Here is a 20,615-nt window from a genome sequence, read left to right as displayed (position 1 = left end):
GCTAATATGAAGTAAGGTTGTGTGCACGAATTTTTTTGTCAAACACTGACAGCATAAGCCTTGGTGAATTTATCGTCGAAACTACCGTTAGGATGCACTGAAGACGCGTTGCCACATCATGAGCGATATCTCCCTTTGCCATGATGGAGTTAACAATGGCTTCAGCCTTGTCATCGATGCCCTGAAAAACCTTTTTGCCGTCCGAAGAAAGCAGATTCTTAAATCCGTTAACAAAGGCCCCTCCATTGCGGAGCGCGCATCCGAGGATGAGTCTGAGCATTTCAATGCGTTCATCAAAAATAACCTTCGGTCTTTGTTCGGTTCCGGTGACCTTGCCGTCTGTATCCTTAACCTGAACAGGCTCTGTTATTACATTGCCGTTTTTATCCTTTGCATAGACTTTCTTGAATTCGTACAAATTGCCGAAATCAATGAATGTGGCGCTTTCTTTGGTTGTCATGATGTTTCCCGAGTGAAAATCACCATGAAATTTGCCGCTGCCCAGAAAACCTTCGGAAAACCATACCTGCGCTGCATCAAGAAGCTGTTGTTCCTGGTCTTTAAGATTTTCAATATCTGCCTTAATGACACCGGTGCCGGAGCTCAGTGAGATCATGCTGAAGTCCTCCTTTGGCAGGGGTACCGGCTTGTTCTCGTTATTCTTTACTATTATTACGTTGCCGGTGGAGGGATCTGTTTTGAAAATGTCCCGTACTTCGGTGGATAATTGTTTCATTGTTTTCTTGATGAGGTGATCAATCGTATCGCCTTTGCCTTCGGTGCCTACCAGAATATTCTTTTGCGGCGGCACCAGATCATCGGCAAGCTTCATGGAAGTGACGTTAGGCCCGATGGCGTGTGACGGATGATTCGGGTTGCCCTTGATGCCATATATCTTGACACCTTCTTTGATATTTCGGGCCTCGTTTCTGAAATCGAACTCCTTCATGTACTGATCAAGCTGTCCCTGCCATGTTTTAACCATGGAGTTGCCGATTTTCTGAGCGGCCGCAGTAAAGATTTCCGCTTCTTTTTTGACCCGTTCCTCAGCATCATGACGCATGATTTTAACAATCTTGTGTTCCTGTGTTACCTCATCAGAACCTGCTTTTTTGTATTTAAAGGTACAGAGAAAGGCTTCGCCCACGGATGCCGCGCCCAGAGATTTATCAAGAGAAATGCTTTGTATGGGGTGATCCGTGTTTTGAGAATCATTAATCATCTTCGTCAGATAAGCCTGAACGATTTTACGCGGGATGGGAGCCAGTTTTGATTTCATGTCATCCAAAGCATCGGCAAAACCGCCCACCACGGAGCGGGGGAGTCCCTGCAGCATTTTCTGCATCAGGGGACTGGTTCCCTTGAGAATGGCTCCGGCAAATTTTACCTCGGCATTGTTGCGGGCGCTGGCAAAATGCTCTCCCTGCAGCGGCTGGCCCTTGGCGTCATGAAAATCGAAGGTCTGGCTGAAACGCAGCGCGGCCGCAAAGGATGACTTTTTATCAGCCAGGGTCATATTGACGAAATAATCACCCAGCACCTGCTTAAAAAGCGCCAGCTGCCCGGGAGCGGTGGCATCGGTGGCGGCATTATTCATAATATCCTTAAGAGTTTTTCCGTCGAGTTCCCGTTTAATGTCTTCGGCGCTCATATTTTTGTAGGGGTCGGTGGTGATGCCGCCCCGATCATTAACAGCCTTGTTGTCTACCTGGAATACCTGATTAATGAACTTTTGAATATGATCGCAGCCCTTATTGGCCATTTTCTGAATGATGAACCCGAATTTAAAGAGTTCGGAAGAGGGCAGCTTGTCAGGATTTGAGACAAACGCCTGAAATTTTGCCGCGAAATCCGGGGCCCCGGCAGCTTCGTCCAGGCTTTTTCCTTCAGCCTTCTGAAAGGCGTCAGCGATGATTTTTCGTATTTCGGCGAAATTCTGTTTTACGATCTCGGTGGTTGCCGCATCTGATATGGTATTCAGGACTTCGGGATTTTTTATTATGGCGGTAAAGACATTAATGTGTTCCGGCGCTGCCAGCATCTGCCGCATGGCCTCTCCCGGGTTGCTTTGCAGCGCTTCCGCCACCATGGTGTCATCTGAGAATACCAGATCTGCGATAAAATCCTTGATCTGATAGTCGTTTATGGCGCTGATATCCTTGATGATGCTGTTAAGCGGAGCCAGATCAGCCTCGGAAAGCCCGTTTATGAAGGCGGAAAAACTGTTGTTAAAATCCGGGTCATTAAGGGATGTGGAAATCTTGAAGCCGGTGTTCTTTACGAAAAGCTCCTCAAATTTCCGGCTGGCCTTTGCTATGTCATCTGTCAATTTCTGATACTGCTCAGGGTATTTCTTTGCGAGATTTTTTCCGTTGTTCAGCCCGGTCAGAAGATCGGTCAGAAGATTGGTATCGTTACTCAGGAGTTTTCCGAATAAACCAATATTCTTCTCGCTGAGAACGAAGCTGCGGAGTTTTTGCGGACTGTTCAGCAAATCATTGATTACGACTTTATCAGAATATTGCAGCTTTAAGAGACTTTCCTTTTCCGGAGCATCGTTATTTTCAGCTTTCTTAAGCTCCTGAGGCCCGGGAACATTGTCTTCGGCAACCTTATTGACGCTGGCGGTAATCATGTTCTGGCTAACGTAAAACTCGTCTTTATTTTGCGCTGTTAACGGAATGTTTGCCGACAGCCTCACCATGTCCTTCATTTCATCGGACAGGCCGGAGTTATCCTTTGCGATTTTTTCCAGATAGTTCATCATCTCTGCTTTGGTAATGGCATTTCCGTCAAGGGTATGACGGGCCACATCCAGCAGAAACAGGGTGTTATAGTCTCCTTCCATCACCTCGGAGAAATCATTATGGGATACCTGCTCGCAGATCATCGTGGCAAACTGACGGCTTAAGCTGGTACGGTCATTTCCGGTAAGAGAGCCGTTCAGATCATTTTCAAAAACGCCGTCCAGGAACATCCGCACATCGCCTTTGCCGATGACTTCTCTGCTTTTGACAGCTTCCCGGAACAAATCCATCAGCATCTTACGGGGATCAATATCCATATTGATTTTGATGGCGTTCGGCTCCTTGCCGATAAATGCCGACAATTTTCCCTGTTCGCCCCTGACCAGTTTCACCTCTTCATCGCAAAGCCTGAAGGTTTCAGACTCCGTGATGTTTGTGGTGGTCATTTTCAGAGCAATTTTGCACATGTTAAGGTACTGGTTTTTGATTTTAGCGGTGTTGTCCTTAACGTAATTGGTGTTGTTGTCATCAGGATTAATGCTGATATGGGCTTTGGCTGTTGTTCTGACCGTTTCCCGGATATTGCGGCGCGGCGAGAGCAGGGATACGGCATTGAGCACCGAGTATTCCCGGGCCTGATAATGCTTGTCCAGAGTGGCGTTATTAATGCTCTGTCTGGTGGCGGCTTTGCTTTTGCTCATATTTGCGGCTTTTTCGGCAGCCTTAACCTCCTTTTCTGTAAGGTGCACCGTCTGGGCATAATCTCCGAAACCGATGCCTTTCTTGGCATACTTGTCCAGAATGGTACGGATGGCGTGGCGGGTCAGGGGCAGAAATCTGTTTTGAAGACCTTGCTGATTCTTATCGGCGCTTTCGGCTGTCAATGACCTGGGAATGCCGATTTCGTCTCTGATCTCGTTAAGAGCATTGTTCGAGACGCCGCCTTTCTGGAGAGCATTAATGAATTTCTCCTTGATATCCAAAATCCGTTCGGGAGAGAGGGTCTTGTTATTCTTGCTGGTACGAAACACATGATTGTTCAGTTTTACAAGTTCAAGCTCGTGGTTTGCATTTTCCCGGTAATCAACAATACCGGCATTGTATGAACCGCTGGCAATTTTGTTGAAGTCTTTCAGGGTAAGCTCTGTCATTTTTTCGATCCTCTGCTGCGCGCGGCGTCTCGGCCGCTGTCAGTGTTTCCCGCCGCGCCAGTGGTACGGCTTCTTTTCTGAAAACGTATTCACGGATTAAATGTTACACAAATTGCCAGAAATAACTGCCAGGGAGCCCGCATTTCAGCGAAGCCAATGAAGCTTCCGCGCCAGAAAATCCTTAATCCTTCCTGAACCCTTTTCGGAGTTTAGTTCCGGAGTCGCATTGGTTTCATAAGGATCGTCCCGGTATTCAATCAGGGTTATTTCCTCAAAGGCAATGTAGGCCAGATTTCCTGTCAGCTGCGAACTCTTCAGCATAAACGAGTCATATGCGTTGTCGGCGCTGAACTTCACGCAGATCCCGGCAGTGTTTGTCCGATCCGCCGCGGCCACAGAGCGGGTTAGCACCAGCTGCTCGCGTTTGTTTTTCTTATCAGTGAGATAAAAGTCAATCTGTTCGCTGTCTGTGGCAATTCTGCATTTCACGCATAGCACATATTCCCTGCCGCAAACTGTTTCCTGATCCAAATCAATGCAGGCATAAGCGCCGGCTGCCGCATCTCCGGAGAAGAGAAAGGCCGTCCCGCGAATGAAATGCTGCTCCCAGGATTTCGGCTGGAACTTAAAGGAGATCCCGGTACCGGTGACATGGAGACAGCGCCGGCCCTGAAGAGGTGTCACATCCCTGCCGCCGTATACCGCTAAAGCTGTCTCCGCCGCTTCCTGAAAGCTCGTTTTATTGATTAAGGAGTAAAAAACCTGAGTGCCCGGCGAGGAGCTGTGCTGCATGCCCTTAAATGCAGCGCCATTGCCCCCGAGCCAAATCAAAGGCTTTGCCTCCAGAAGGCGTATGTGATCTGCGGGCAGGCTTTCCAGAAAGATCTTTCCCTTGCGGCTGTTAACCAGAACTGCGGAAATGCCCTGCTTGCAATCCAGATTGGGATCGCGCTTGTTGATGCCCCAGAAATCGCCGATGGTCAGATCTCCGTATCTGGGCAGGTTATGATAGCGGCAGCGGATGCAGTGGGGCGGTATCATGACCCGCCGGTTAAAGGCCAGCTGATAAGTGTTGGCGGAATTGGGCACGGCAATGGTTCGGCCGCTGGCAAAGCCGACCCTGACAGCATAGGTCTGCCATTTTCCGGCGGTCTTATTCCTGAATTCATACGCTGCGGGAAGCTCCGGAAACGTCTCCTTAATGTACTTCGCAAAAAACGCCTGAGAGGGGGTGTAGGCGCAGAGCAGATCGATGCAGATAAGTCCGTCATAATCCTTTCTCAGAAAAGACCGCAGGCCCGCCACCTGACAGGGACAGCCGGAGAATAATACCTTCCGGCCCTTTCTGAGGAGAGCGGCTATTTCGGAAAAGATCGTTCCCATGTAGCTCTGGAGATATTTTGATTTATGAAGGAGGGATAAATCCTCTTTGTTATCTATTATCACATGAGCGGCCACAGGCTTAAGGGGAGCCTTTGAAACGGCAGCAGATGCATCAGAAGCTTTCGGTGCGTCGTCGCCCGAGAATGCTTCGGCATGCAGAGCTTCATCTTCGCCACGGTCTCCGGCGGCCGGCTTAAGGGAAGAGCTCCAGTCCTTTTTCCAGGCGCATCCCGCAACATACCCGCCCTGTGAAAGGATATGTTCGGCCATGACGCCGAATGCTCCGCCGCTGGTGGATTTCCGGAGGAGATCGGTGTCTTTGGCGGCAAACGCATACAATGCCGGAGCGCGGGAATTCTGCCGGGGGGGCAGGTTTATCGCCGGACATACCCGATGACACAGGCCGCAGCGATCGCACTTATCCTGATCAATTTCGGGCACAAAATATCCGAACCGATCGGCAGCGAAGGACAGGGCCTTTCTGGGACATAAGTTAATGCAGGCGCCGCAGCCCGTGCACATTCCGGGGGCAACTCCTTCGATAACAGTCGGTTTATTGCGTTTTTCTTCCATGGATCCCTGCCGTTATTTGCTCGTGTCTATAGCTGTTATTTCCCGTTGTCATTTTCCGCTGTCACCTGTCCCTGCAGACAATATCCACGGTATCAAAAGAGATATAGGAACCGCTCCCGGTAAGCTGGGAAGCGTCTATCATGAGAGCATCGCTGCCATCATCGTCAGCAGTGAATTTAGCATAAAGATCCAGCCAGCGTTCCTGTCCCATCATTGATTTTCTGATGGTTAACACAGCCTGATCCTTTGATGATGCGGCATTGCAGATGAAAATATCAACTGCCGGAGAGGCTGTCAGAAGCATCGCTCTGATGTGAATTTCATATGATGTTCCCCGGGGAATGGTTACTCCCAGGGGAGCATAAACCGGAATGGGTTCAGGGGGTTCGGCCGGGGTTGCCCCTGCCGCCTGAGAGGGGACAATAACGGCATGATCCCTGATGGTGTGACACTCTGCCGCTCCGGGAAGCCGCGGCGCAAACTTAAGCTTATGCGCGCTGAGAAGAACCTTTCCGGAATAATGCTCCTCGGCAAAGCAATCCCGCAGGGCTCCGCTTTCCTTAAGCTCCTGAAACAGAGGGCCCCGGGACTCAGCGGCTCCCAGAAGGGCATTACGGAGATAGGTCAGGGACTGTTCCCGAGCCTCCGCGATTCTGGGCTTAATATCATCATAATTAAGCTCCCAGGCAAAGGTAAGCACCGGAACCCGCGGGGTTACCGTGCGGGTCGCGGGATCAATCCCGAACCTTGTAAAAAGATCGCTCACCCGGGCATCGTTTGATTTTTCAGGATACCAGGCGGGAGAGAAGAAAAGCGCCGGTTTGGCAAAATTCAGGGCGAGGCACGTGCCATGAAAGCCGTCAGCGCAGACCAGACTCGCCTTGCTTATCAGATTGATAAAGCCCGCCGGATCTGTTTCCGCGCAGTTATCCTGCGTAGTCCCGACGCCGGCCCGGCCGGATAGCCAGACAATCTTAAGCCTGAGCCGCCTCGCCAAGGCCCGGATCTTTTTTTCGAACAGGGCCCGGTGATCCAGAAAATACGCCAGCATAAACCGGGCTCCGGAACGCAGGATGTCCGCAATTTCCGGAGCATAGCGGGGTTCTGTCATGGCGGACAGCCATTCCTCCGGCGTTAACAGCATGGTGGGATCCACCACGCTGGTCACGGGGCGGCCGGTAGCTTCCGCAATCAGAGCGGCTCCCGAAGGCTCCCTTGCTGACAGATAAGCCACGCCGGAAAGCCACTCTTTCCACTGCGGGATATTCTTCTCATGCGCGGCGGGGATGCTCTTCCACCCCACTGACGGAGCATAGCCGATCCTTTTCAGAGCGGGGGCAAACTGCAGGTACTGCTTCCTGGAAAACCAGAATCCGGCCGGCTTCCATATTTGATCGCTGCCGCAGACAAAAGCGGCAAAGCTGTTAATTTCCTGGCTTTGGGGAGGGGATAAGGTCAGATCGTCGTTAATCTTCTGCAAAGTCTGGTTAAAGACAAAATGCCTGTGCGCAAAGAGATCAAAGTTATAGCGCATTAAGTCGTCGTCGTATCTTTTGGGATCCGCATCCTTAAGCGCTGACGGCGGTTCGGCATCCCTGATGAAATGATCGTAATCAATCACTTCGCACCGGTAACCGAGCTTCTCCATGGAGCGGTACAGGGCAAAGGATTGCAGGACGCTGCCATAATTAGAGCCTAACCAGGCAAGATAAGCTACTTTAAAATCAGTCATAACAGAGTTTATTTAGCAGAGAGCAGATCGCAATTATTTAATTACAGTTCGGTGTCCGCTTCCTCAATTTTATCTTTTAATGTTTCTTCAAGAACAGTGAATGCAGCAATAAAGTTATCACGTATTAGCGCAACGATTTCATTAGCTTCATTTTCGTCATACACGTGAACGGAGAGATTTCTTTTTTTAAGCATCAGCAGCCATGATGAAGAATCGGAAATGAAACCGACCTTAAAACCCAGCTGCAGGATTTCACGGGGAGAACCGGTATCGGCGCCCGCTGTGCCGTGAAGCCTGAGCACCTCCTGAAGAGCCTTCCAGGCCAGTTCAAAGGTAAGATTAAACTGCGCTATTACCCCGGTGCGGTAAATTTCATTTTCACTGGCCTCGGCAAAATCAGCCGTTTTCAGGACTTTTAAACAGTTAGCAAAATTGTCAAACTTTTTCATAAATCACAATGCCATCCTTTGCGATCTCTGCCTTTAAATCCTCTGATGCAATGGTATCGCCTTCAATAATATCAAAGGATAACAGAGAATTAACATTATCCATTACATTCCAGTAAAAAGAATCGAAGTCTCCGCCATATACGGCAATATCAATATCGCTTCTTTCTGTATTTGTCCCTTTGGCGCGGGAACCAAAAAGGACTACCTTTTTCACGGAACTTTCTTCAGCAAAATGCGAAATTTCGTTTATAACAATGTCAGGTATATTCATAATTAAGTCTGAATCTGAAAACAGATCCCTGGCGCCGCCAGTCTCATGGTTTCCGACTTCGCAGCGCTCTTAGCGAAGCCGCGCCGGTTAAAATGCGTTTAAAGATTATGCATCCCTCACAAGGCGGTACTGCAAAGCTTAGGGAAATGCTGCAAAAGGGGGTACTATAAAGGCGATGCCCCCTTCCTAGTGTACTAAAAATTCCGCAGGCTTGGCAAAATTGTTTCCGGTGCCGATTGGGACGAAACAGCAGGGCATCTCCTGGCAGGAAGGCGGGCCGGGCACGGCGGGACGCCCGTGTTCTGAGATGAAGCCGCCGGACGGGCCATGGTTTTGCGGGCCGGGGAACGGTGATGTTTAAGGAGTGATTTATGAAGAAAAGATTCAGCATGACAGCGGGAGCTTTGGGCGTATTTCTGGCGGCTTTTGCCATGACGGGCTGTCATCACGGCAGCCATCATGATTCTGAACCCCCGCTTCCGGATCCAGCCATGGGGCTGAGCGCCGACGGCAATGTGCTCACCGGGGATCCGGTGACCGTCTACACGTTCTATGCCACTGACGTTACTGCCAAATACGGGCGGATCACCCCGGTTTCCGAAGAGCCTCCCGCCGCTCCTGCCGGGGCTCAGGAAGCGGACGCGCTTCCGGCTCCCGTGGCCTGGCATTATGTTCTTCCGGCCGAGGTATTTCAGGATCGCTCCCTGAAGTTTCCTCTGAAGGAGGAATTCACCTTAAAGAACGGCAGCAAGACCGTTACCGAAACCGTCCTTATCGGAGAGCCCGGCGGGAACGCGGCCGGCATTGATCCTCTGGTGCCGTTCCAATGGCATATCTACAACAACGGCGAAGAAAAGTTTGACCTGCCCCAGGCTCCCCTGGCCGGCATTGATCTCCGGGTCATCGAAGCCTGGCATCTTCTGACCGCGGGCAATGTGAAAGTTCCCGGATCAGGAGTTCATGTGGCCGTGTTTGACACCCAGGTGGATTTTCAGCACGAGGATCTGGCCTCCCGGAAATACGAAAACGCCGCGGTTCCTGATCCCGGGAATATCCGTAACCAGTCAGGCCCGGATCTGGAAAAGCTTAAGGATGACTGCGAGGACATTCACGGCACCGCCGTGGCCGGCCTTATTGCCGCTGACGGCAGTAACGGCGCCGGCGGCGCGGGCATTGCCTTCGGCGCCTCCATAACCTCCTACCTGCTGGACGAGGATGCGATTATGGGAGATAAGAGCTTTCGTAAGGGAGTTCAGGGCTATTATGGCGATGATGATGAATTTCCGGTTTACAGCGATGATGACGACGATGATGATGATGACGACAAGGACATTGATCCGGATTTAGACGGTTTCTCCTTTGTGGACCAGGATCCGGAGGAGACTTACCGGATCAAGCAGGGGATTGATGCCAATATGGCGGAAATGTTCCGGCTCAGCGGAGACCGGAAGGACACCGATATCATCAACATGAGTCTCGGTTTTGACTATCTTACCTATAACAGCCCGGAAACCTGGTCTCTTCTTGACGGCCTCAGGGACAAAGGCATCTCCTTATTCAAGGCCATGGGCAACGAATATGAAGATACCGAAAGCAATATCATTGACGAGGAATACGACAAATATACCGGTCTGGAAAGACAGTTCAACATGAACAGCCCCGTGGAACGGCATCCCTACGTGATTACCGTGGGCGCGGTCAATGCTCTGGGCGCCAAGAGCAGCTACAGCTCCTGCTCCGCCGGCCTCTGGGTTGCCGGTCTGGGAGGAGAAGAGGGCTACAGCGGCTCCCTTACTGACTCCGCCGCTCTGGTAACCACTCTTTCCAGCTACGATCCCCGTCTCTACGATGATCTGGATGAGGGCACTCCCTTCAGAAATATGCCGGGCACCGCATATTACACCGCCAAGATGAACGGCACCTCGGCAGCCACCCCGACGATTGCCGGTGTTGCCGCTTTGGTGGTCAGCGCGAAGCCGGATATCACGGTGCCGCAAATGCGCTATGTTCTGGCCCGGACGGCCCGGAACGATGAGGTTCTCCCCACCCTGACAGTTCCCTCTCAGGATACCTTTATTGCGGAAATCGGGGAAAACGCCAATTTTGGCTGGCAGACCAACGGCGCCGGCATGAGACATTCATCCTTCTACGGCTTCGGTCTTGCGGATGCGGCGGGCGCGGTGCAGCTGGCCTTCGGCTGCGCTGATGACGCGGGGTGCCTGAAGAGAGCCGCTCTTCCGAAGCAGTATACCGCAGAGGAGGTCTCCTGCTCCTATGAGGATCCGGAAACCCGGAAGGGGGTGATCTGCTCCGTTTCCGGCCTTAAGGACAGCGCGGGATCTCCGCTGACCAATGAACTGGAGGTGGATGCCCTCACCGTCAACCTGGCGGGCTACGGCTTTGCTCTGGAGGGACAGACCGCTCCGGCCTGTGTCGGCCTCAATGAAGATGAAGCCACCCGGGAATTCCGGAAGGGGGTGGTTAACGCCAATAACGTAACCCAGATCTTCATGACCCATTCCGGCACTCAGGTAAAGTCCATGCTGAAGCCCTGGTATGCCGCCTGGGATTACTACGGCGCCAATGCCTGGAGGGACGCTGCCTCTGAGGACAACCCTCTGGAAATCCCCGCCGCTGACTTCTATCTCGAAAAGGTCTCCGGAGATACGGTCTTTACCGTAACCATCCGCTCCCAGTGCCGCCTTAAGGCCGAGGATCTCAGCCGCACGGCCCGGGTAACGGTGTACGGCTACTGAGGATAATGCCGGCCGAAGGGCAATCGTGTTAGAATCTCCCCCGGGAAAAAACTGTTTTTCCGGGGGACTTGCTTTCAGATAACGGAAAAAAGAGGGCAAGGGATAAGGGAACAATGGAATAAGGGAATAAGAGGATAAGGGAAAAAAGGAGAGAAGAAATGGCTCATTTTGATTATGAAACTCAGGGCACCTGCGCCCGGGTGATTTCGTTTGACATGGATGACAATCATGTCGTTACCAATGTGAAGTTTTTCGGGGGCTGCGACGGCAATCTTAAGATGATCTCCAAGCTGGTGGAGGGCATGCGGGGCGAAGAGATCGTCGCTAAATGCTCCGGCAATCTCTGCCGCAACAAAGGCACCTCCTGCGCCGATCAGCTGGCCCGGGGCGTCAAAAAGGCTCTGGAGGGCTGAGCTCCGGCCAGGCAGCAGTTCTCTCAGCAGGACAAAAAAATACCGCCGGACAGGAAAGATCCTGTTCCGGCGGTACTCTTTTACAGGCTGTGAAAACAGCGCGGGCGATGATTTTACTGCCTGCTTCTTACTGTTACTTATAGCTCTCAAAAAGCTTTCTGAAGGCCGGCATGGAGCGGGTGATCATGTCTCCGGACACGCAGTAGGCAATGCGGACATAGCCCGGGCAGCCGAAGTCATCGCTGGGCACCAGGAGGAGGTCGAACTGTTTCGCTCTTTCGCAGAAGCTCACGGCATCCTCCTCCAGCGCCTTCACAAAGAGGTAGAAGGCGCCATCGGGAGGCACGCAGGTGTAGCCGATTTCCGTAAGGCCGTTAAGCAGGAGATCCCGGTTTTTGGCATAAATGCTGAGATCCGAGGTCAGGGGGGCGCATTTGGTGATGACGTGCTGCCACAGGGCGGGAGCGCAGATAAAGCCCAGGGATCTGCCGGCGCCGCAGATGGCCGCGTACATCTTTTCCCATTCCGGCATGGTGTCGGGCACCAGCACATAGCCGATACGCTCTCCCGGGAGAGAGAGACCCTTGCTGTAGGAATAGCAGACCAGGGTATCCGGATAGAAGCTGGCGGTGAAGGGAGTTTTTTTGCCGTTGTAGGCGATTTCGCGGTAGGGCTCGTCGGAAATGATGTAAATCGGGTGTCCGAACTCCTGACTCTTGCTCTTAAGGAGAGCAGCGAGGGCCTTAATTTCCTCTTCCGGATAGATGACGCCGGAGGGGTTATTGGGAGAGTTCAGAATTATTGCGGCGGTATTGGCGTCCAGACACTTTTCCAAAGCCGGAAGATTGATGCCGAAGGAGGGCAGAGCCGGAGGCACTACCCGGCATTCGGCGCCGCGGGACTCGATGAATACCCGGTATTCGGTAAAGAACGGGGCCAGCACCTGAACGTTCTGACTGTGACTGTCGATGACGGCCTGAAGACAGATGGTGAGGGAGGCGGCGGCCCCGCAGGTCAGGTACAGGTTGTTTCCGGTATAGGAGGCGCCGAAGCGCTGGTTAAGATCCTGGGCGATGGCATTCCGGGCGGAGGGATCCCCCTGGGCGGAGGTGTAGCCGTGGAGTTTCGTGGTGGGCTTCACGGTTTCCAGCAGGGAAACTGCGGTGTCCTTTACCGCTTCCGGAGTCTCCACGCTGGGGTTCCCGATGCTGAAGTCATAAACGTTGTCCGGGCCGACCTCGGCGATTCTTTTCTTGCCGTATTCAAAAAGCTCCCGGATCACGCTTCTCCGGGAACCCAGTTCATACATTTTCTGGTTTAACATGATGCATTACCTTCATAAGATAAAAGTGACCGGCAATAGTATACACCTCTCCCGGAAAACCGCCGGAAATCTCCGGAGGCGGGGCTTCCTTATGCTGCCTTCCTCTCAGTTCCGCTCCTGACGCTGTTTTTAATCCGCTTCAAAGCCGCTTATGAACCGCTCCTCAGGCAAAGGCGCCGGGGACTTCTTTTCTTCCCGGGACTCCCCCGGTGAGAAATGGTTTCGCGGCAGGGCTGATTCCATTACAATAGCCGGAACAGCGGAATGGCTGAAGCAGGAATACCGGAACAGCTGGAAATACAGGAATAGCTGGAATACAGGAATAGCGGAAACAGTTTTTTGCGAGGTGTTTATGGGCGCTTGTCGTGTCGGATTTATTTCTCTGGGCTGCTGCAAGAATCTGGTGGATTCCCAGAACATTATCACTCTCCTCATGAAGAAGGGGTATCAGGTCAGCTCCACCTATGAGGGCGCGGATGCGGTGATTGTAAACACCTGCGGCTTTATCGAGGATGCGGTTAAGGAGTCTCTGGAGGTAATCGGGGAGGCTCTGGAGCATTGTCCCAATGTGATAGTCACGGGCTGCCTCGGGCCGAACCGGAAGCTTATTCTGGATACCTGGCCCGGAGTGAAGGCCATTACCGGCCCCCACAGCGCTCCCGCAGTGCTTCAGGAAATGGAAAGGCTTTTTGCGCTCCCCGCGGAAACCCCGGCAGGGCGGGTGCCTCCCGGAGGGATTCTCCTGACCCCGCCCCACTATGCTTATCTCAAAATCTCCGAGGGCTGCTCCAATAAATGCACCTTCTGCATTATTCCGCATCTTCGGGGCCCTTTGGAATCCTTTCCGGGGGAGGAGCTTGTTACCCGGGCCCGGAACTACGCTGCCCGCGGGGTTAAGGAGCTTCTGGTGGTGGCTCAGGACACCTCGGCCTACGGCATTGACCGGGGTTATCCGGGGTTTTTGGGGCATGAGAGAGGGGATCTTTATGCCCTTATGGAGGAGCTCTCCCGGCTTAAGGTCTGGCTCCGGGTGCATTATGCCTACCCCTATCCCCACGTCACCCGCCTTATTGAAATGATGGCGGAGGGCAAGGTTCTGCCCTACATGGATGTGCCCTTTCAGCACGCCAGCCGGCATATGCTTCAGCTGATGAAGCGGCCCGGGGATGCGGACAGGATTCTGGAAACCGTCTCCCGCTGGAGAAATATCTGTCCCGACATCACCGTGAGATCCTCCTTTATCGTGGGCTTCCCCGGAGAAACCGAGGAAGATTTCGCGGAGCTTCTGGACTTTATCCGGGAAATCCGCCTGGACAGAGTGGGCTGCTTTGCTTTCAGTCCCATGCCGGAGGCTCCGGCCAGCTCCTTCCCCGGCCAGATCCCCGCGGAGGTGAAGCAGGAGCGCTATGAACGCTTTATGGAAGTCCAGCAAAAGATTTCCGCCGCAAAGATGCAGGCAAAAATCGGCTCCGTTCAGGAGGTTCTGGTGGACGTCGTTGATGAAAAGGGCATTATTTCCCGCACCAAAGCCGATGCTCCGGACATTGACGGCGTCATGTACCTGCACGCTCCCCGGGGCCTTCGGGTCAGGCCGGGGGATCTTCTGCGGGCCCGGGTTACCGCCAGCGACGAATACGATCTGGAGGGGGATATCATTGCGGACTGACCCTCGGGCAGGTTTTTCAGGAGTCTGTTAGCTCCCTCACGGTTATCTCCAGAGGGGGTTTGTATATAATTAAGCCGGTTTTTGCGTCTCCGGCTGTAACTTTTTCCGGCCGCGGACGTTATCAGGCGCCGGAGAATTCTTTTTGGCGCTCCGGCTTCTTTATCGCAGAGCCGGTTCAAATAGCCGACAAAGTTGTCAATATGTGAATAGATTTCACATACAGGACGCAAATAACCGTGTAATATAACTCCGTACAGTGTAAAAGTTCCCCGGGAGCAGAAGTGTCGTTACATGTAAGAAGGGTTATGGAGCAGTGCTACGCTGCCAATATCCAGCATCACAAGTCTCAGGTAGTAATGGTTTCCTTTGCCGATCAGGCGGAGGTAAGACGCGACTTTGACATTTTCTGCCAGCAGAAGGGCATTGATCATCCGGTGAGGCTGCAGCTTACCCCCGATGATGTCTATTCGCCCCTGTCCCCGGTGCTCTATGTGGTGAACGAGCTTCTCCGCCGGCTTTCCATTCCCCTGGAGCAGGTGGCCGACATGCTGAAGCTGGAGCAGTACGAGAAGTCCATTCTCCTCTGCATGCTCAAGAACACCAGCACCATTCAGGATTTTATGATGCCGTCGGATGTGGAATACGTGAAATTCCGCATGACCCGGCATATCCGCACCATGGTGAGACATCTCCTCAGCATTACTGACGGCCGGGATCCCCTGATGATCTCCATTACCAATCTCCAGTATGCCGGAGCCTCATCTCTGGAATTCCTGCTCACCCTGATAAGTCCCGAGAAGGAGGACTACCGGTTCTCCATGCGGAGCTCCACGGCTCTCAAGCGTCTCAAAACCGCCGATGACGAGAAGGAAGGCAGCGATCTTCTGGACGACCCGAACTGCATCGTGGTGCTGGGGGTGAATTCCAGCTTTTCGGACGGCAAGAGATCTCAGGAATGGCTGGACTGGGAGGATCGCTTTGAAAGGGTGATCCAGATGGTACGTCCGGAAGATTCCGAAACCGGACTGGAAATTGATGAAAACCGTCTGGTCTGGCCGGTGCAGAACTATCAGGCCCGGCAGATCTCCACCATTCAGGAGGCCATCAACCGCTGCGGCATCCTGCTTAACTATTTCTGCAGCCACGAGGTGGTGGAGCTGGCCCAGAGAACTCTCCAGTACATTCGCATTCTCAACCGGGAGGACGAATTCAACGATTACGAGGAGAAGCTGTATCATTTCCTGGGACGGGCTCATCTTTACAACCACAACTACGAGGATGCCCTGCTGTCCTTTGACATGATGTACGAGAAGGCGCAGTACACCAATAACAATGACAATGCCTGCCGGGCCTATATAGAGCTGGCCTATACCCATATCTTCCGCTCGGATTTCGAATCGGTGCTGCACTTTGCCGAGATGGCGGCTCATCTGGGGGAGGTGAGCATGAACCTCCGGCTGGTGACCATTGCCAATTTCTGTCTCTTTGTGGCCTACGACCGGGCCAGCATCAAGTACGGCTACCATAATATCGTTTCGCTGCTGTCCAATCTGGAGCGCCATAACCTGCACAAGGAACAGACCTATGTGCTCCGGAATATTTTTGCCCAGGCATCTCTGGATCCCAACGTAACCCTCAAGATGTCCCTGGACTACTGCAATCAGGCGGTGAACATTGCGCAGCGGCTGGGGATCCGTCATGAGTCCGCCGCGGCCAACCACTGCCGGGGCATTGTGCTGTTCCAGATGGACAGAATTCAGGAGGCCCTGCATGCCTACCGCCTGAGCGAAGCCCTCTACAGCATGATTGACGTGCCTATTGAGCTTACCCATGTGTATAATTCCATCGGCTTCCTCCTGCAGGGCACCGAGGATTACCCCAATGCTCATGAGTACTACCTGCAGTCCCTCAGAAACTCCATCAAGCTGAATGACTATTCGGAGATTTCCGTAACCCTTTACAACCTGGCCCAGCTCTATCAGCTGAGCGGCATGCCGAAGGAGGCCCTGCATACTCTGGACATTCTGCAGGACGTCATGGCCATTCGCGGCACCTATAAGCTGCCTCTCCACAATATTCACCATATTATTCTGCAGAAGGCCCGGGTTTATATCGATCTCGGCGAGGCCAGCTTCGCGGATCAGATGCTGAAGCGGAGCCGCGGTCTTATGAAGACCTTCCCCACCAAGGGCAGCGAGCAGACCGTTCTGAACCTTCTGGAAGCCGTGGTTTATACCATGAACAAGAACCGGGAGAAGGCTTTGGGCTGCTTCTATCAGGCCCGTTCCCGGCAGAAGGAGCAGACCCTGACTCAGGAAGAACATGTCATGTTCTACATTCTGGGCATGCGCATTCTGAATGTCTTCGGCACCTTTGAGGAGCGTTATCGCTATTTCCGGGAGGGCGTGACATATATTCGGGATCATCAGCTCTTTAACAGCATGAAGCTGATGAAGACTGCCTGGAGCAACGATAACTGCAATGTCTACAAGGGGTACAGCACCATTGTCACTCCCATGAACGAGCTCAACCAGATAATCCCTCTGGTCAAGCAGGAGCGCAAGGTCAACATTCTCTGGCAGCAGGTTCATGAAATGCGCCTGGTTACCATGCTCCACAAGTTCAGCATGAGCGTGAAGACCTATGACAAGCTGGCTCAGGAAACCCTGCGGCTTCTGGCCTCGCACTTCAGCATCAACGGCGGCATGATCTACTTTGTGGACAGCGAAAAGGGCACCTCCGAGCTTATCTACGAGTTTAATACCTCCAAGGATTATCAGGGCTTTACCTTCCGGAGGATCCAGAAGTTCATTAACTCCCATCTCAGCGAGCAGGACGTTCTTAATCTTGAGGATGAGGATATTGCCGGCACGCTGGTGCACCGGCTGACCGTATATCCTCTGGTGGATCAGGATCGGGTGTTCGGCATGATGCTGCTGTTCAAGTTCCAGAAGAAGACCGACGGCGAAAGCGAGAAGGTGGATTCCATCGGCTTTATCGCCCAGCAGCTGGGCAGTCAGCTGATTCTCATGATTCAGCGCGCGCAGCTCATTCGCGTCAGCACCACGGATATGCTTACCGGACTATACAACCGCATGGAGTTCCACAACCAGATCTCCGGGGTTATCAGAAGACTGTCCCCCTCCAGCGATATTGCCCTGGGCTTTATCGACCTTGATAACTTCAAATACTACAACGACAATCTGGGACACGACGTGGGCGACAAGCTTCTGGTGTGGTTTGCGCAGCTCCTTAACGAAATCAAGGTGCCCGGGGATATTGCCTGCCGTTGGGGCGGCGATGAATTCCTGCTTCTGATGCAGGACTGCTCTGCAGACGAGGCCTCCCGCAGAATGCAGAAGGTGCTGGATACCCTTAAGGCTCAGCACGGCTACAAGAAGGAGATTGAGGAGTTTCTGGGGAAGCCGGTGGACAATCTGCCGGAGCGCTACTATCTCTCCTGCTCCATCGGCGTCATGGACAGCAGCTCCCTGCCGCGGCCCTTCACCGAGGGCGACCTCCTGACCCACGCCGACGAGGCCCTCTACGAGGTTAAGCGCACCGGCAAGGGCCGGGTGCTCAACTTCGAGAAGATGACCCACGAGGCGGACAACATGATTGTGGAGTCCAACCGCTAGACGGCTTTTCAGGAGCGAGATCAAGACGGCAGAAGGCAGATTCTGAGGCTGGTTAAGGATCTGCGTTTCAGGCGCTTCTCGCAGTTTTCTCAGCTTCTCTGATTCCCGGTTCTTTCCCCCGGGATCTTTCCTTTATTTCTCCCTTTTTCCGGGCATGCTTCCCGGAAGTCGCACCGCTTCTCCCTCCAGTATCCCGAAGAAGGCTCTTTTTACCGCAAGGTAGTTCCGGAGCGCCAGATAGTCCGGAATATTGCAAAGCCCCCAGATGAGGAGGAGCCCGGCGATCTGGGCCCAGAAGACCGGGGACGCTTCCTGCTCATCAGGGAGGAGGCCGGCCCATTCCGGAGCCATGGCGAGCCAGACAATGGCGCCTCCGAAGAAAATGTTGAGAATGAACATGCCCCACAGCACCGGAAGATCATCAGACACTTCATGACAGAGATGCTGCGTTTCCAGGCGGTATTCCGCGGCAAAAAAGTCCGCAAGTCTCCGGGACAGAGTCTGGGAATGCCAGAGAATGCCGGCATGAATGAGGAAGGAAAGCATATTAAGCCCCGGAACAAAGCGGAACAGGAGATCCAGCGACAGCGCGAGATTCATGCCGTGAAAATTTCGGGCCAGCTTTTTAAACTGCTCTTCAGGGAGATGTTTTTGCGGAGAATCAGGAGCTTTATCATTGGCGGAGACATCCGGTTCCGGCTGCCGGGGGACTGGATTATCCGGAGCTTCGGCAGCGGGAACGGTTTTGGCCGCTTCTGCGGAATTATCCCGGCGGGATACCGGCGGCATGGCTTCGGAAATGCCCCGGTAAACCCCCCGGAGTCCCTGATAGCTCCGGGGATCCGTTACGGCTCCGGAAAGATCCGGTTCCGGGGAATCAACCTGTTTAGGAGCGGGTTTTCTCAGGGGAGCGGATTTGATGTCGGAGTAGAGACCGTTAAGTCCCCGGAAATTCCGGAGTTCTTCTGCTCTCCGGCGCTCTTTGAGCTTCTCCTCCGCGGCATTTCCTGTGTCCGAGCTGAATTTGAGGCGCTCACGGTTTTCAGCAAGATGGGAACTGTTAAAGGGGGATCCGGCCTTTGCGGTTTCCGCAGGTTGCGGGGGCAGGGGATCCTTCGGGATCATGAGAGCGGAGATCCGATCCTGGAGGGCCCGGAGTCTTTCGGAAGCCGCCCGGATCCCGGCAGTGTCTTCTTCGGAAAGGTCTTTAAGGAAGCTGATTTCCTGCACCATGAGGACGGCCTCCGGAAGACCGGTGGCATCCTCTATCAGCTTCTGAAAGCTTTGGAGGGCGGTATCAAAATCCGGAGCCCCGGCGGCATCATCCGCAGCCTCCCGGAGGTGCGCATCCAGCATTTCCGGAGTCAGGCGGCCTCTCTTGTAGAAGCTTTTAAGGAGCCGGAGCATCCTGAGCCCCCGGGGGCCCAGAAGATTCTTCAGGATCTCCGGGCTTGTGAAGCGCGCCGCTACGGCTTCGGCCAGGGCATCCAGCCGGAGATCAAAGATTCTGCTGAACAGGGTCAGGTCATTTGCGGCCAGCCGGGAGGATCTTTCGGAAAACACCGGCTCCGTTCCCAGATCCGACCGGTGAATTTCAAAAATGTTTTTGTTTTCCTGAGGCGCTGTTTCCTGTTCTGGCGTTCCCCCGGATTTGGTTTTCAGGAGCTGAAAGCCGCACCAGGGGCAGAACAGCGCCCGATCCGGTAATTCCTTGTTGCAGGAGCTGCATTGCATAACGGGGGATCCTTGCTGCTGAAACTTAAAGATGCGGAAATGCCGAAACTCTTTCCCTTCGGCTATTGTCCTATTGATCAGCGCGGTTGTAAAGACCGGCGCCGCTGTCTTTGCTGTTTCATAAGCGGGATAAGCCCGGAACGGGGATAATCCCGCAGGCTGTCCGGAGACTGTATTGTACCTGTATCCTGAAGAGGAAATTCCCTCCGGGCATTTCCGTTCAGCAAGACTCCGCTTCCATATATTCATTCCGCTGTTTATCATGTCAGTTGCGTTGCAAATTCCCCGAAAATCAGATTCCGGAGTAATGAAAATCAGCCTTCCCGCAGGCCTGAAACAGCGCTGTTACGCTCTTTTTTGATCAAAAAGCCCGCCTCCAGAAAAAATTTTTTCCCGGAGGAAAACCGGGGCTTCCGAACCCTTATAAACAGCCATCTCGTGTTTTTTGCAGAGGTTCAAAACGAGAATCGTTAACTTATAAGGGCTGCGGTGCTCCAGACCATGATTTTCGGAAATTTTGCTTCTGAAAAATCCCCTTCATAACAGCTTGTTGTATAAGGGTTTGTCTGGTATCGAGCATATAATAGCGATTAGTTATCGAGAAAAATATAAATTTTGACATGAGTAGCAAAATTTTAATGAGTCCGTTTCGGACAGGTATAGAAATTTAACTGCATCCGTCAGTCATTATTATACTTACTCTATTGAATATGTTTAAAAAATACTAATTAAAATTCTGTGACGATTATCCGTTTTCAGTGTTGCCGCTCTTTTTATA

Annotated in this window: 11 protein-coding genes; 4 read left to right on the top strand and 7 right to left on the bottom strand. The window is 52.9% G+C overall.

Annotation, left to right across the window (positions count from 1 at the left end; genetic code table 11):
* Window position 1 precedes the first annotated feature (1 nt).
* The 5 genes from ACJROR_RS02265 to ACJROR_RS02245 form a co-directional block, all read right to left on the bottom strand.
* The gene (locus ACJROR_RS02265; RefSeq protein ID WP_406545679.1) at window positions 2-3,898 is read right to left on the bottom strand and encodes a hypothetical protein; all 3,897 of its coding nucleotides are present in this window, start codon (window positions 3,896-3,898) and stop codon (window positions 2-4) included.
* Window positions 3,899-4,042: 144 nt separating this feature from the next.
* A complete protein-coding gene (locus tag ACJROR_RS02260; protein WP_406545678.1) occupies window positions 4,043-5,854 on the bottom strand; it encodes a Coenzyme F420 hydrogenase/dehydrogenase, beta subunit C-terminal domain in 1,812 nt (603 codons plus the stop codon).
* Window positions 5,855-5,915: 61 nt separating this feature from the next.
* The gene (locus ACJROR_RS02255) at window positions 5,916-7,586 is read right to left on the bottom strand and encodes a polysaccharide pyruvyl transferase family protein (protein ID WP_406545677.1); all 1,671 of its coding nucleotides are present in this window, start codon (window positions 7,584-7,586) and stop codon (window positions 5,916-5,918) included.
* Window positions 7,587-7,627: 41 nt separating this feature from the next.
* Window positions 7,628-8,035, bottom strand: coding sequence for an HI0074 family nucleotidyltransferase substrate-binding subunit (locus ACJROR_RS02250; RefSeq protein ID WP_406545676.1), 408 nt, complete (start codon window positions 8,033-8,035; stop codon window positions 7,628-7,630).
* Window positions 8,022-8,306 (bottom strand): nucleotidyltransferase family protein, encoded by a 285-nt coding sequence (locus ACJROR_RS02245; protein ID WP_406545675.1) that lies wholly within the window; start codon window positions 8,304-8,306, stop codon window positions 8,022-8,024. Before ACJROR_RS02245 ends, ACJROR_RS02250 begins: the two co-directional genes overlap by 14 nt.
* A gap of 371 nt (window positions 8,307-8,677) precedes the next feature.
* Here ACJROR_RS02245 and ACJROR_RS02240 point away from each other — a divergent pair, with 371 nt between their 5' ends.
* Both ACJROR_RS02240 and ACJROR_RS02235 read left to right on the top strand, forming a co-directional pair.
* Complete coding sequence (locus ACJROR_RS02240) at window positions 8,678-11,062, top strand: S8 family serine peptidase (protein WP_406545674.1); 2,385 nt, start codon at window positions 8,678-8,680, stop codon at window positions 11,060-11,062.
* A gap of 158 nt (window positions 11,063-11,220) precedes the next feature.
* Window positions 11,221-11,475, top strand: coding sequence for a TIGR03905 family TSCPD domain-containing protein (locus ACJROR_RS02235; RefSeq protein ID WP_406043935.1), 255 nt, complete (start codon window positions 11,221-11,223; stop codon window positions 11,473-11,475).
* 133 nt (window positions 11,476-11,608) lie between these two features.
* On the opposite strand, the gene ACJROR_RS02230 is transcribed toward ACJROR_RS02235, so the two are convergent.
* The gene (locus ACJROR_RS02230; protein WP_406545673.1) at window positions 11,609-12,799 is read right to left on the bottom strand and encodes a pyridoxal phosphate-dependent aminotransferase; all 1,191 of its coding nucleotides are present in this window, start codon (window positions 12,797-12,799) and stop codon (window positions 11,609-11,611) included.
* A gap of 352 nt (window positions 12,800-13,151) precedes the next feature.
* Between ACJROR_RS02230 and rimO the strand changes: the two genes are divergently transcribed.
* Together rimO and ACJROR_RS02220 are read left to right on the top strand one after the other, a co-directional pair.
* Window positions 13,152-14,465, top strand: coding sequence for a 30S ribosomal protein S12 methylthiotransferase RimO (gene rimO, locus ACJROR_RS02225; RefSeq protein ID WP_406545680.1), 1,314 nt, complete (start codon window positions 13,152-13,154; stop codon window positions 14,463-14,465).
* Between the two features lie 281 nt (window positions 14,466-14,746).
* Window positions 14,747-18,103 (top strand): diguanylate cyclase domain-containing protein, encoded by a 3,357-nt coding sequence (locus ACJROR_RS02220; protein ID WP_406043941.1) that lies wholly within the window; start codon window positions 14,747-14,749, stop codon window positions 18,101-18,103.
* Between the two features lie 132 nt (window positions 18,104-18,235).
* Here the strand turns inward: ACJROR_RS02220 and ACJROR_RS02215 are convergent, their stop codons facing one another.
* A complete protein-coding gene (locus tag ACJROR_RS02215) occupies window positions 18,236-19,837 on the bottom strand; it encodes a zinc ribbon domain-containing protein (protein ID WP_406545672.1) in 1,602 nt (533 codons plus the stop codon).
* Window positions 19,838-20,615 lie beyond the last annotated feature (778 nt).

Source organism: Succinimonas sp. (assembly GCF_045225735.1).
Taxonomy (GTDB): domain Bacteria; phylum Pseudomonadota; class Gammaproteobacteria; order Enterobacterales; family Succinivibrionaceae; genus Succinimonas.
This window is presented reverse-complemented; position numbering and strand designations above follow the sequence as displayed.